Source organism: Cellulomonas wangleii (genome assembly GCF_018388445.1).
Classification (GTDB): domain Bacteria; phylum Actinomycetota; class Actinomycetes; order Actinomycetales; family Cellulomonadaceae; genus Cellulomonas; species Cellulomonas wangleii.
Genome location: NZ_CP074405.1, coordinates 3,609,954 through 3,623,017, shown reverse-complemented (window position 1 = coordinate 3,623,017; position 13,064 = coordinate 3,609,954). Strand labels below are relative to the sequence as shown.

Sequence of the window (13,064 nt, the reverse complement as noted above, 5' to 3'; positions counted from 1 at the left end):
GGCGTTCCTGGGAACCGCGGACGTCCGGCCGACGAGTGTATGGCAGTGACTGCCACAATCGTCGCGGGTGGGAGGATGAGCGGATGCTCGACCCGGAGGGCCAGCAGCGCGGCGTCGTCACCGACGGCCCGGACGCCGACTGCGGGCTGCGCGAGCACCGCCGCCGCGAGACCCGTCGTGCCATCACCGACGCCGCGCTCGACCTGTTCGAGCGCCAGGGCGTCCCGGCCACGAGCGTCGAGGCGATCGCCGACGCCGCCGGCATCGCCCCGCGCACCTTCTACCGCCACGCGGGGACGAAGGAGAACGCGCTGTTCGTCGACGACGACTCGATGGAACGGCTCATCGCGAGCGTGCGCGGCGTCGACCAGCAGGGTCCCGCCGTGGTCCGCGCGATCGAGCAGGCGTTCCTCGCGCAGGTCGACGCCTTCGACGCCCAGCCGGCGGCGAGCCACGCGCGCGTCCTGCGGGTCCGCCGGCTCGTCCTGGCCGACCCGGACCTGCTCGCTCGGGCCCTCGCCCGTGACGCCGAGCAGGTGCAGGAGCTCACCACGATCGTGCTGCATGCCGGCGACCATCCAGACGAGCTGCGCGCCCGCACCGTCGTCACCGCGATCGGCACCGCCGTGCGCCTGGCGTACGACGAGTGGGCGCGCCGCGCCGAGCGGGGCGAGACCGTGCCGGTCCGGTCGCTCTACCGGCAGGTGCGGTCCGGGCTGGTCGACTACTTCACGGGTGCCGCCGACGGATAGCAGGCGCCGATCCGGTCGGTCGAGCGAGGCGCTCGGGGCTCTCAGGCCGCCGGGACGACGCTCACCAGGTGAGCGTCCGCCGGGTGGAGCGATCGACGGAGCCTGGCATCGAGCGTCGCGAGCGTGCTGCCGGTCCGCCTCGCCAGCTCGACGAGGTGGAAGTCGGTGACCTGACGCGGTCCGACCATGCGCGTCAGGTCGATCGTGGTGCTAGCGAACGACGCGTCGTCCGGGAGGAAGCGGTGACCCGGGACCGTCCGCATCTGCCGCAGCGCCGCGACCGCCTCGACGGGAAGGACCGTCCGACCGAGAACGGCCGGGGTGGACAGCAGGCGCACGAACGCCGACTCGGTGACCGGGGTCGTGGCCCACGCCGTGACGTCGGCGAACCACCGGTGCGCGGCGCGATGGTGCACGTGCGCGTCGGCGGCGAGCGCGAGCAGGACGTTCACGTCGAGCAGGTAGCAGGGCTCAGCCGTCACGGTGCTCGGCGACCATCTCGTCCGTGATCACGTGGCCCGCCGGGCCGTGGAAGACCGGGAACCCCCGGACGGTCGACGCAGGCGCGGTGCCTTCGAGGGCTCGCTCGGCGAGGTCGGAGATCGCGCGTCCGATCGACACGTTCTGCTGCTCGGCGATCGCACGCGCGGCGGCCAGCACCCGGTCGTCGATCTCCAGCGTCGTCCTCATGCGCATCACGGTATCACCGCATCACCGGGACCTGTCCGCGCGCGGCTGAGCACGACGGAGCCCGGCCCGCACGCACGCGGACCGGGCTCCGAGATGCCTGTGGGTCAGGGGACGATGTGCCCCGCGGCCCGGAACAGCTCGTACCACTCGGCCCGGGTGAGCGGCAGGTCCGACCCGAGCGCCGCACCGGCGACGCGCTCCGGCGTCGTCGTGCCGAGGACCACCTGCATCTGCGCGGGGTGCCGCGTGATCCACGCCGTGGCGATGGCGATCGGCGGCACGTCGTACTGCGCGGCGAGCCGGTCGATCACGGCGTTGAGCTCGGGGTACTCGGGGGAGCCGAGGAACGTGCCGGTGAAGAACCCGGCCTGGAACGGCGACCACGCCTGGACGGTGATGTCGTTCAGGCGGCAGTAGTCGAGCAGGCCGCCGCCGTCACGGGTGACGGACTGGTCCTCGGCCACCATGTTCCCGGCGACGCCCTGGGCGACCAGCGCGGCGTGCGTGATCGACAGCTGCACCTGGTTGGCCACGAGCGGCTGGCGCACGGACCGCTTGAGCAGGTCGATCTGCCGGGGCGTGTGGTTGGAGACGCCGAACGCCCGCACCTTGCCCGCGGCCTCGAGCTCGTCGAAGGCCCGCGCGACCTCGTCCGGCTCGACGAGCGCGTCCGGGCGGTGCAGCAGCAGGACGTCGACGTGGTCGGTCCGCAGGGCCTGCAGCGAGCCCTCGACCGACGTCATGATGTGCTCGTACGAGAAGTCGAAGTACGGCCCCTCGGGCACGATCCCGCACTTGGTCTGGATCGTGATCTCGTCGCGCTGCGACGGCGTGAGCGCCATGGCGTCGGCGAACCGGCGCTCGCACTCGTGCTTCTCGCGGCCGTACACGTCGGCGTGGTCGACGAAGTCGATGTCCGCGTCGCGCGCGGTGCGCACGAGCTCACGGATCTCGTCGTCGGACTTCTCGGCGATCCGCATGAGCCCGAGCACGACGTTGGGGGCGACGACGTCGGTCCCCGGCAGGGTGAGAGTCTTCATGCTGCATCCTGCACCGTCCGCAGCCGCGACCTGTGGAGGCAGCAGCCCGTGCGGCGTCAGCGTCCCAGGACAGCCCCGCCGTTGACGCTCAGCACCTGGCTCGTGACCCATCCGGCGTCCGCGGACGCCAGGTAGTGCACCGCACCCGCGACGTCCGACGGCGTCCCGGCACGACCGAGCAGCGTCTGGGCGACCAGTGCGTCGTGGCGCCGCGACCGGCCCTCGGTGCTGAAGAACTCGGTGTCCTGGACGTAGCCGGGGGAGACGGTGTTGACGGTGATGCCGTCCGGTCCGCCGCGGGCCGCGAGCTCCGCGCCCCAGGCGACGAGACCGGCCTTGGCCGCGCCGTACGCGCCGCCACCGCCGCGCTGCGCGGCGATCGAGCTGATCGTGACCACGCGGCCGCCGGGGCGCGCGAGGGACGGCCACAACGCCTCGGTGAGCAGCATCGCCGAGAGCAGGTTCTGGTCGACGGTCCGGCGGTAGCTCTCCAGCAGGCCGTGCAGGCCGGGGGCCGGGGCGCCGCCGACGCCGCCGGCGTTGTTGACGAGCACGTCCACCGGCCGGCCGTCGAGCGCCTCGACGACGCGCAGCACCGCGTCGGGGTCGGTGAGGTCCGCCGGCACGACCTGGACGTCGGACGTCGGGTGGTCGTCGCGCAGCCGGTGCAGCGGCTCGGAGCGACGCCCGAGGGCGACGACCGTCGCCCCGTCGGCGAGGAAGCGTTCGGCGACGGCGCGGCCCATGCCCGTCCCGGCGCCGGAGACGACGACGGTGCGGGGGGTCCCGGTGGCCGCGGTGGGGGCGTGGTCGGGCAGGGTCACGGGGCACGTCCGATCGGCTGGGGGAGGTGGGGACACGTGGCCGCGCCGGTGAGGGCGGAGTCCGAGCGCGCCATGATGCCGCGTCGCGCGCGGGGGCGCATGTGCCTACGGGGCGGCCGTGCCGGTGGTCGGGGCCGCCGCTGACCGCAGGCGGTGCGACCGGCCACGGTGGGCGAGGAGCACGAGGCCCGCACCCAGCGCGATCGCCGCCGCCGCGGCGGTGGCGGCAGCACCCGGCGCCGCGCCGGTCGCGGCGAGCACGACGTGCGTGTCCCGGGTCCGCACGGGCGGGACGTGCGTGTCACCGCCCTGCGGGGGCGCGGCGTGCGTGTCCCCGCCCTGCACGAGGCTGCCGTTCCCCGGGGCCGCGGAGGTGGTCTCGTCGTCCACCGCGGGCGGGACGCCCACCTGGACGGTCGCGGACGCCGTGGCCGGGTCGGTGTCGCGGTCGCCGGCGGTCGCGGCAGTGACCGTGCAGTCGCCGGCACCGGTGCCGGTGAGGCTCCCGTCGGTCACGGTGCACGCCCCGGTGGCCGTGAGCGTCACCGGCAGGCCGGACGACGACTCCGCGACCGGGCGCACGGTCGCGCCGAGGGTGAGCGGGGGCACGACGAGCCTCACGGCGTCCGCCCGCCGGGCGACCTGCACGTCCAGCGAGGCCGACGACGGCGCCGCACCGGGCGCGCCGGTGTAGGACGCGGTCACCGGCATCGTGCCGCCGGTCGCCGTGAGGTCCTCGAGCACGACCGACCCGTCGACGAGCGGCAGCCCTCGGTGGGCCGTGCCGGCGACGACCACGTCGACCGTCCCGGTGGCGGGGCGCGTGACCGGCGGCTCGGAGGGATCGTCGTGCGCGTGCTCCTCGGACACCTGGACGGTGACGTCGAGGCGGTCGCCGGCCACGGGAGTGCCGGGGGACACGGTGACGGTCGTGCGGGTGTCCGCCCGCGGTGTCGCGGTCACCGGCGTGCTCGGACCGGACCGCCCGAGCGGGTTCCGCGCGAGGACGGCGACGTCGTAGGCCGTCCCGTTCGTCAGCCCGTCGAGCGCGCGCGTCACCCGGGCTGAGCCGGACGCGAGCTGGTCGCACCACTGCAGGGCCTCCCCGGACGGCGCGCACCACACCTCGTACCCGATCGCCGTGCCGTCGGCCGGGGCGTCCCAGGCGAGCGTGACCGTGCGGTTGCCGACGGACTGCACGACGAGCCCGGTGGGCGTCGACGGCGCATGCGTGCTCACGTGGATCGTCGCCTCGCCGCGCGACGTCGTGTACGCGCCGCCGAGACCGATGAGGTACTCCGTCCCGGCGGTGAGGTCGACCTGGAGCCCGGCGGCGAGCCAGAGCCAGTCGTCGTTGACGGCCTGCACCGTGCCGTCGGCCCACACCTCCAGCGCGGTGTCCCAGTCGCCGGTGGCAGCGACGCCCAGCCGCACGTCCTCGGCGGGGGTGAAGGAGTACCAGGCGGTGTTGTGGAACACCTGCTGCCCCTCCTGGGCGATCGAGCTGACGTGCGCGTTGCCGGCGGTGAACGGGCCGTCGAGCGTGTTCACCGGCAGGGGCACGGGGTCGGTCCGGGTGCCGCCGGGTGTGCCGTCCGCGTGGGCGGCGGAGGCCGGGATGAGCGTCGCGGCGACGGCGAGGGCCAGGGCGAGGGCCGTGCGGGACGGGCGGCGGCGGGGGAGACGGAGCGCCATGATGAGCTCCCGGGTGCTGCGGACAAACGGTGCTTCCACGGTGGGACGGCTCCTGGGCCTCGGTCCAGTCGGGTGGCGGGAGGTCCGGATCGCCCGGTACGCCGGTGCGGTCTGCACAACGGCGGGGGTGCTGCCGGTGTCGGTGGTCGGCGGGACGATGGCGTGACCGCCGCGGGCGTCGGGCCGGCGGCACGCAGGCAGGGGGTCGGCGATGGAGTGCAGGCTGGAGCTGGTGATCCTCCCGGTGAGCGACGTGGACCGCGCCAAGGCGTTCTACGCGGAGCAGGTCGGCTTCGTCGTCGACCACGACCGGCGGGTGAGCGACGACCTGAGGTTCGTCCAGCTCACCCCGCGGGGGTCGGCGTGCTCGATCGCGTTCGGCGAGGGCCTCACGGACGCGGTGCCGGGGTCGGTCCAGGGGCTGCAGGTCGTCGTCGACGACGCGGACGTGGCGCACGCGTTCCTCGTCGCGCACGGGGTCGACGCGCCGCCCGTGCAGGACCTCGCGTGGGGGCGGTTCACGGGGTTCGCCGACCCCGACGGCAACCGGTGGGCGGTGCAGCAGCTCCCGCCGCGGGCCTCCTGACCGGCCGAGACGTCAGAAGAGCGTCAGGTCGTCCTCGGCGTCGTCCTCGACGTCCACGGCGGCGGCGGTGACCGCGACCGGCACGCGCGCCGGTTCCGGGGCGCGTGCCACGACCGCGCCGGGGGCGTCGGCGTCGTCGGTGCGCGCGGCCAGCACGCGGGCCGCCAGCCACTGCAGCGAGTGGAACTCGACCCGGGCCAGCGCGTCGTGCAGTCCCTGCGGGTCCACGGGCAGCAGGCCGGGGCCGGACCCCGCGGCGAGGTCCATCTCCAGGTCCAGGTCGGTGCGCATCGTCATCAGCTCGACGTTCTCCCAGAACGCCGCCCGCCCGTCGGGGTCCGCGAGCTTCTTGACGCACGCCTTGCCCAGCACCTCCGCGACGCGCGCGCCGCCGTTCGTGTCGACGTCCCAGAACGCGGCCTCGACCGACCCGAAGGCGTTGAGCAGGGCGACGCCGGTCTTCTCCCCGATGCCGCGGATGCCGGTGAGGTTGTCCGACGCGTCACCGCGCATCGCCGCGTACTGGCGGTACTGCCCGGCGTCGATGCCGAGCAGGATGCGCAGCCGCTCGGGGGTCAGCACGGGGGAGGCCTCGACGCCGCCGTTGATGATGCGCAGCACCGACGTCGTCTCGTCGACCAGCGCGAACGCGTCGCGGTCGGACGTGCAGACCACGGTGTGCCAGCCGGACGCCGTCGCGGTGGCGGCTGCGGACGCCAGGACGTCGTCCGCCTCCAGCCCGTCCGGGATGACCACGTGCAGCCCGGCCGACCAGAACACGTCGACCGCGAGCGAGAGCTGGGTGACCAGGTCGGCGGGCTTCTCGGTGCGGTGCGCCTTGTAGTGCGGGTGCGCGACCTTGCGGACGTTCCCGGCGGCGTCGTCGAACCCGATGACGACCGCGTCGGCCGCGACCCGGTCGACCGCCCCGAGGATCTGCGAGAGCGCGCCCTTCACCGCCCACGTGGCCTGGCCGTCGCGGGTGCGCAGCTGCGAGCCGGCCAACGCGTGGAACGAGCGGTGCAGGAGGGAGTTGCCGTCGACGGCCAGGAGGGTCTTCGTCATGGGGGTCGGGCGGCCGGTGCCGCCCGGGTCCTTTCTCGCGTGCGCGCTCCCAGGGTAGGCGGTCGGGAGAGGGCAGTTCCCGACCCCGCGGGGCCCGGTCGGCACGGCCCGTCGCGCACCTGCGCGGCACTCCCTCGCCCGTCCGCGCCGCCTGCCGTCACACGAAGGGACGGTGTGTGCGGCCTCACCCTTCCTTTTGCAGGTCAGCGCGTCGATGCTGGTGACGACGCCGGGACCCGGCGTCGACACCGCGAGGAACGTCGGAGACCCCGACACCCCCCGCAACGCCAAGAAAGTGGAGAACCCACGATGCACCCCGAGCTCTGCCTCATCGACTACCGCAACCGCGAACGCGCCATCGAGGTCGCCGCGGAGCGCCGCCGGGCCCACGCGGCCCGCTCCTCCAGCTCCCGCCCGACGGGTGGCCTCCGCCGCCGCCTCGGCCGGGCACTGCACCGCCGCTGAGGTCCCTTGCGCGACGGCCGGCCCCGCAGCGGGACCGGCCGTCGCACAGCCCGGGCGCGTCGACCGGACGGCCCCCGCCATGGGCCAGGATGTCTCCGTGATCCCCGACGCCCCCACCCGCACGGCATGACGCGACCCGCCTGGCTGCGGTGGCTCGACCCGCTGACCGCGATGATCCTGGCCGTCCTCGTGCTGGGGCTGCTGGTCCCGGTGCCCGAGGCCGTCGGTGCGGTCCTCGACACGGTCCGCACGGCCGCGATCGTGCTGCTGTTCTTCCTGTACGGCGCGCGGATGCCCACGCGGGAGGTCCTCGACGGCCTCAAGCGGTTCCGCCTGCAGGGGTCGATGCTGGCGGCGACCTACCTGCTGTTCCCGCTGGTGGGCCTGGCGGTCCAGCTGCTGCCCGACTCCGTCCTGGACCCGGACCTGCGCCGTGGCCTGCTGTACCTGTCGGTGCTGCCGTCGACCGTGCAGTCGTCGGTGGTGATGACGTCGATCGCCCGCGGCAACGTCGCGGGGGCCATCACCGGCGCGACGATCTCGAACGTCCTGGGCGTCCTGCTGACCCCGCTGCTCGTGGCGGTGCTGCTGGGGGCGACGGGTGCGGGGCTCGACGGCGGCGCGGTGAGCGGGATCCTGCTGCAGCTGCTGCTGCCGTTCGTCGTCGGGCAGCTGGTGCAGCCGTGGATCGGGGCGTGGCTGCGGCGGCACGGCGGTCTGCTGAAGGTGACCGACCGCTCGACGATCCTGCTGGTGGTGTTCACGTCCGTCAGCGCGGCGCAGACGGCCGGTGCGTGGGACGACCTGACGCTCACCGCCCTGCTGGTGCTGCTGGTGGTGTGCGCGGTGGTGCTGGCCGTCATGCTCTCGGCGACGTGGTGGGGCGGGCGCGCGCTGGGGCTGGACCGCGGCGACCGCATCGCGCTGCTGATGTGCGGCTCGAAGAAGTCGGCGGCGACCGGGCTGCCGATGGCGGCGGTGCTGTTCGCGCCCGCCGTCGCGGCGAGCGTCGCGCTGCCCGTGATCGCGTTCCACCAGCTGCAGATCGTGGTGTGCGCGATCCTCGCGCGGCGCCTGGCGGCGGCGGAGCCCGACCCCGCCTGACGGTCCCCGACGGCCCTGAGCGTCAGGGACCCGTCAGGGTGCGACCGCCGGCCGTATGGGTTCCGTGAGGACCGGCGCCGGGCGCCCGGCGCGGGTGTTGCATCGTCGCCGGCGCCCCCGACGGGTGCCCGGCGCCCGCCACGACGGGAGCCGTCCCCCGGACCGTGGAGACCCACGTGCTCGACATCGTCTACCTGCTCACCGCGGCCGCCGTGCTCGCGCTGACCGCCTGCCTCGGCAAGGCGGTGGAGCGGCTGTGATCGTCCTCGAGCTGCTCGCCGCGGGGCTCGGCGTCGCCGCGGTCGTCTACCTGCTCGTCGCGCTCGTCCGACCGGAGCGCTTCTGATGACCGGGCTGCTGGCCGTCCTCACCCTCGGCGCGGTCCTGCTGCTCCTCGCGGCCGCGTACCGGCCGCTCGGCGACTACATGGCGCACGTCTACACGACCGGCACGGACTGGCGCGTCGAGCGTGCCGTGTACCGCGTGCTGGGCGTCGACCCGCGCTCGCAGCAGACGTGGCCCGTCTACCTGCGCAGCGTGCTGGCCTTCTCGTTCGTCGGCGTGGTCCTCGTCTACGCGCTGCAGCGCACGCAGCAGTGGCTCCCGCTGTCGCTGGGGCTGGGGGCGCCGTCGGAGCACCTGGCGTTCAACACCGCCGCGTCCTTCGTCGGCAACACCAACTGGCAGTCGTACTCCCCGGAGCTCACGCTCGGGCACACCGTGCAGGCCACCGGTCTGGTGGTGCAGAACTTCGTGTCCGCGGCCGTCGGCATGGCGGTCGCCGTCGCGCTCGTGCGCGGGTTCGCGGCGCGCCGCTCGGTGACGATCGGCAACTTCTGGGTCGACCTGCTGCGCGGCTGCCTGCGCATCCTGCTGCCCGGCGCGCTGCTCGCGGCCGTGCTGCTGGTGGTCGGCGGGGTCGTGCAGAACCTCGCAGGGTTCACCGACGTGACCACGCTGGCCGGCGCGACGCAGTCGGTCCCCGGCGGGCCCGTCGCCTCGCAGGAGGCGATCAAGCTGCTCGGCACCAACGGCGGCGGGTTCTACAACGCCAACTCGGCGCACCCCTTCGAGAACCCCACGCAGTGGACGAACCTGCTCGAGATCGTCCTCATGCTCGTCATCCCGTTCAGCCTGCCGCGCACCTTCGGCCGCATGGTCGGCGACCACCGGCAGGGGTACGCGATCGCCGGGGTCATGGCGGCGCTGTTCTCGGCGTCGTTCCTCGCGCTCGTCGCGCTGGAGTCCGCCGCCGGCGGCACCGCGCCGGCGCTCGCGGGCGCCGCGACCGAGGGCAAGGAGGCCCGCTTCGGGATCGTCTGGTCGGCGCTGTTCGCGACGACGAGCACGGGCACGTCGACGGGTGCGGTGAGCTCGATGCACGACTCGTACACCGCGCTCGGCGGCATGCTGCCGATGCTCAACATGATGCTCGGCGAGGTCGCGCCCGGCGGCGTCGGGTCCGGCCTGTACGGGATGCTCGTGCTCGCGGTCGTCGCGGTGTTCGTCGCCGGCCTGCTGGTGGGCCGCACCCCGGAGTACCTGGGCAAGAAGATCGGCCCGCGCGAGATCAAGCTCGCGAGCCTGTACATCCTCGTGACGCCGACCCTCGTGCTCGCGGGCACCGCCCTGAGCTTCGGGGTGCCGGCGCTGCGCGACAGCGTCGAGGGGACGTCGATCTGGAACCCCGGCGTGCACGGCATGTCCGAGGTGCTGTACGCGTTCACGTCGGCCGCGAACAACAACGGCTCGGCGTTCGCCGGCCTCACCGCGAACACGCCGTGGCTGAACACGGCCCTGGGCGTCGCGATCCTGCTCGGCCGGTTCGTGCCGATGGTCCTGGTCCTGGCGCTGGCCGGGTCCCTGGCCGCGCAGGGCGCGGTCCCCGCGACGGCCGGCACCCTGCCCACCCACCGCCCGCAGTTCGTCGGGCTGCTCGCCGGTGTGGTCGTCGTCCTCACCGCACTCACGTACTTCCCCGTTCTCGCGCTGGGTCCCCTGGCGGAAGGGCTGATCTGATGTCCACCACGCTCGAACGCACCGACACCCGTCCCGCGCCCGCCCCGGCGCCCACCCCCGCCGGCGCGTTCACGTGGGCGCAGGTCCGCGACGCGCTGCCCGGTGCGGTCCGCAAGCTCGACCCGCGGCACATGTGGCGCAACCCCGTGATGTTCGTGGTCTGGGTCGGTGCGGCGCTCACCACCGTGCTGGCCGTCGCGGAGCCCTTCCTCGGCGGGCCCCCCGAGTCGGGCGGCACCACCGTGCCCGCGTCGTTCACCGGCGTCATCGCGGCGGTCCTGTGGGTCACGGCCCTGTTCGCGAACCTCGCGGAGTCCGTCGCCGAGGGCCGCGGCAAGGCGCAGGCGGACTCCCTGCGACGCACCCGCACGGCGACGGCGGCCCACAAGGTCGCGGCCTACGACGAAGCCGGCGACCCGGGCGCGACCCGTGCTCCGCTGGTCGAGGTGTCGTCGGCGGACCTGCGGCTCGGTGACGTCGTCGTCATCAGCGCGGGGGAGCTCGTGCCCGGGGACGGCGAGATCGTCCACGGCATCGCGTCGGTCGACGAGTCGGCGATCACCGGGGAGTCCGCGCCGGTCGTCCGCGAGTCCGGGGGCGACCGCTCGGCCGTCACGGGCGGGACGCGCGTGCTGTCCGACCGGGTCGTCGTGCGGATCACCTCGAAGCCGGGGGAGACGTTCGTCGACCGGATGATCGCGCTGGTCGAGGGCGCGAGCCGGCAGAAGACCCCCAACGAGATCGCGCTGTCGATCCTGCTGGCGTCGCTGTCGGTCGTGTTCGTCGTCGTCGCGCTCACGCTGAACCCGATCGCGTCGTACGCGGCGGAACCGGTGAGCGTCGCCGTCCTCGTCGCGCTGCTGGTCTGCCTCATCCCCACGACGATCGGCGCGCTGCTGTCCGCCATCGGCATCGCCGGTATGGACCGCCTGGTGCAGCACAACGTGCTCGCCATGTCGGGACGGGCCGTCGAGGCCGCGGGCGACGTGACGACGCTGCTGCTCGACAAGACCGGCACGATCACCTACGGCAACCGGCAGGCGGTCGCCTTCGTCCCGCTCGGTGACGTCCAGCAGGCCGAGCTGGTGCGAGCCGCGGCCCTCGCGTCGCTCGCGGACCCGACACCGGAGGGCACGTCGGTCGTCGACCTGGCCCGCCGCAGCGGTGCCGACGTGGGCACGGTCGTGCCCGGGGAGGTCGTGCCGTTCACCGCGCAGACCCGCATGTCCGGGCTCGACGAGCCCGACGGCGCGCGGATCCGCAAGGGGGCCGGTTCGGCGGTCGTCGCGTGGCTCGAGGCGGAGGGGACGCCCATGGCGCCCGACGTCCGGGCCGAGCTGGACGCCGCCGTCGAGCACGTCGCACGGTCCGGCGGCACGCCGCTGGTCGTCGCGGTCGCGGCACCCGGTCGCGCCGGTCGCGTGCTCGGCGTCGTGCACCTCAAGGACGTCGTCAAGGAGGGGCTCGCCCAGCGGTTCGCCGAGCTGCGCGCCATGGGCATCCGCACCGTCATGGTCACGGGCGACAACCCCGTGACCGCCCGCGCCATCGCGGCCGAGGCGGGTGTCGACGACGTTCTCGCCGAGGCGACCCCCGAGGACAAGCTCGCGCTGATCCGCGCCGAGCAGGCCGGCGGCCACCTCGTCGCGATGACGGGCGACGGCACCAACGACGCCCCGGCGCTCGCGCAGGCCGACGTCGGCATGGCGATGAACACGGGCACGTCGGCCGCGAAGGAGGCGGGCAACATGGTCGACCTCGACTCGGACCCGACCAAGCTCATCGACGTCGTGCGCATCGGCAAGCAGCTGCTCATCACCCGCGGCGCGCTGACGACGTTCTCCATCGCCAACGACGTCGCCAAGTACTTCGCGATCATCCCCGCGATGTTCATGGGCGTGTTCCCGGGGCTCGCCGCACTGAACGTCATGGGCCTGCACTCGCCGGCCTCGGCGGTCCTCTCCGCGGTCGTGTTCAACGCGCTGGTCATCGTCGCGCTCATCCCGCTCGCGCTGCGCGGCGTGCGGTACCGGCCCCTCGACGCCTCCGCCGTCCTCGGCCGCAACCTCCTGGTCTACGGGCTCGGCGGCGTCGTCGTGCCGTTCGTGGGCATCTGGCTCATCGACCTGGTCGTCCGCCTCCTGCCCGGCTACTGACGCACCCGCACGTCCCGGCCCGTCCCGTCCCGTCCCGCACGAGGAGAACCCGCATGCCCCTCGCCACCCGCACCGCCGCCCGCACCCTGGGCGTCGCCGTCCGCGCCATGGTCGTCCTCACCCTCCTGCTCGGCGTCGGCTACACCGCCGTCGTCACGGGCGTCGCGCAGCTGGTCGCCCCCGCGCAGGCGGGCGGCTCGCTCCTCACGGGTCCCGACGGCACCGTGGTCGGGTCCGCGCTGATCGGCCAGTCGTTCACCGACGTCGACGGCGAGCCGCTGGCCCGGTACTTCCAGCCCCGGCCGTCGGCCGCGGGCGACGGGTACGACGCGGGGGCGTCGTCGGGCTCCAACCTGGGGCCGGAGAACCCGGACCTGGTCGCCGCGATCGCGGACCGGCGCGCACAGGTCGCGGCGCTCGAGGGGGTCGAGCCGTCCGACGTGCCGCCCGACGCCGTCACTGCGTCCGCGTCCGGCCTGGACCCGCACGTCAGCCCCGCGTACGCGGCGCTGCAGGTGCCGCGCGTCGCCGCGGCGCGCGGGATGTCGGAGCAGGACGTCGCCGACCTCGTGGCGCGGCACACTGGGGGACGCGGCCTGGGGTTCGTGGGCGAGCCGACCGTGAACGTGCTGCGGCTCAACCTCGCCCTCGACGACCAGGAGGGCTGA

The 13,064-nt window shown here is 74.3% G+C and carries 14 protein-coding genes; 8 read left to right on the top strand and 6 right to left on the bottom strand.

All coding sequences use genetic code 11. The features are described from left to right. Window positions 1-83: 83 nt before the first annotated feature. Window positions 84-752, top strand: a complete 669-nt coding sequence (locus KG103_RS16615) for a TetR/AcrR family transcriptional regulator (protein ID WP_207339586.1) — start codon at window positions 84-86, stop codon at window positions 750-752. A gap of 41 nt (window positions 753-793) precedes the next feature. Here KG103_RS16615 and KG103_RS16610 read toward each other — a convergent pair whose 3' ends face one another. From KG103_RS16610 to KG103_RS16590, 5 genes are all read right to left on the bottom strand, one after another. Further along, a complete protein-coding gene (locus KG103_RS16610; RefSeq protein ID WP_207339585.1) occupies window positions 794-1,234 on the bottom strand; it encodes a TA system VapC family ribonuclease toxin in 441 nt (146 codons plus the stop codon). Further along, complete coding sequence (locus KG103_RS16605) at window positions 1,224-1,442, bottom strand: antitoxin (RefSeq protein WP_207339584.1); 219 nt, start codon at window positions 1,440-1,442, stop codon at window positions 1,224-1,226. Before KG103_RS16605 ends, KG103_RS16610 begins: the two co-directional genes overlap by 11 nt. Before the next feature lie 104 nt (window positions 1,443-1,546). After that, a complete protein-coding gene (locus KG103_RS16600) occupies window positions 1,547-2,482 on the bottom strand; it encodes an aldo/keto reductase (protein WP_207339583.1) in 936 nt (311 codons plus the stop codon). A 56-nt stretch (window positions 2,483-2,538) separates the two neighbouring features. Further along, window positions 2,539-3,306, bottom strand: a complete 768-nt coding sequence (locus KG103_RS16595; RefSeq protein ID WP_249670646.1) for an SDR family NAD(P)-dependent oxidoreductase — start codon at window positions 3,304-3,306, stop codon at window positions 2,539-2,541. A 105-nt stretch (window positions 3,307-3,411) separates the two neighbouring features. Beyond that, complete coding sequence (locus KG103_RS16590) at window positions 3,412-5,001, bottom strand: fibronectin type III domain-containing protein (protein WP_207339582.1); 1,590 nt, start codon at window positions 4,999-5,001, stop codon at window positions 3,412-3,414. 211 nt (window positions 5,002-5,212) lie between these two features. On the opposite strand from KG103_RS16590, the gene KG103_RS16585 reads away from it, so the two are divergent. Next, on the top strand, window positions 5,213-5,587 hold the full coding sequence (locus KG103_RS16585) for a glyoxalase superfamily protein (protein ID WP_207339581.1): 375 nt from the start codon (window positions 5,213-5,215) through the stop codon (window positions 5,585-5,587). A 12-nt stretch (window positions 5,588-5,599) separates the two neighbouring features. Here the strand turns inward: KG103_RS16585 and KG103_RS16580 are convergent, their stop codons facing one another. Then, window positions 5,600-6,652, bottom strand: coding sequence for a 5'-3' exonuclease (locus KG103_RS16580; RefSeq protein WP_207339580.1), 1,053 nt, complete (start codon window positions 6,650-6,652; stop codon window positions 5,600-5,602). Between the two features lie 309 nt (window positions 6,653-6,961). Here KG103_RS16580 and KG103_RS16575 point away from each other — a divergent pair, with 309 nt between their 5' ends. The 6 genes from KG103_RS16575 (at window position 6,962) to kdpC (ending at window position 13,064) form a co-directional block, all read left to right on the top strand. Continuing rightward, the gene (locus KG103_RS16575) at window positions 6,962-7,117 is read left to right on the top strand and encodes a hypothetical protein (protein ID WP_207339579.1); all 156 of its coding nucleotides are present in this window, start codon (window positions 6,962-6,964) and stop codon (window positions 7,115-7,117) included. A 126-nt stretch (window positions 7,118-7,243) separates the two neighbouring features. Then, window positions 7,244-8,221, top strand: a complete 978-nt coding sequence (locus KG103_RS16570) for a bile acid:sodium symporter family protein (RefSeq protein ID WP_207339578.1) — start codon at window positions 7,244-7,246, stop codon at window positions 8,219-8,221. Window positions 8,222-8,477: 256 nt separating this feature from the next. After that, window positions 8,478-8,567, top strand: coding sequence for a potassium-transporting ATPase subunit F (locus tag KG103_RS18940; RefSeq protein WP_207369955.1), 90 nt, complete (start codon window positions 8,478-8,480; stop codon window positions 8,565-8,567). Further along, the gene (gene kdpA, locus KG103_RS16560; protein ID WP_207339576.1) at window positions 8,567-10,240 is read left to right on the top strand and encodes a potassium-transporting ATPase subunit KdpA; all 1,674 of its coding nucleotides are present in this window, start codon (window positions 8,567-8,569) and stop codon (window positions 10,238-10,240) included. Before KG103_RS18940 ends, kdpA begins: the two co-directional genes overlap by 1 nt. Next, window positions 10,240-12,396, top strand: a complete 2,157-nt coding sequence (gene kdpB / locus KG103_RS16555) for a potassium-transporting ATPase subunit KdpB (protein ID WP_207339575.1) — start codon at window positions 10,240-10,242, stop codon at window positions 12,394-12,396. Before kdpA ends, kdpB begins: the two co-directional genes overlap by 1 nt. Window positions 12,397-12,449: 53 nt before the next feature. Beyond that, complete coding sequence (kdpC, locus tag KG103_RS16550; protein WP_207339574.1) at window positions 12,450-13,064, top strand: potassium-transporting ATPase subunit KdpC; 615 nt, start codon at window positions 12,450-12,452, stop codon at window positions 13,062-13,064.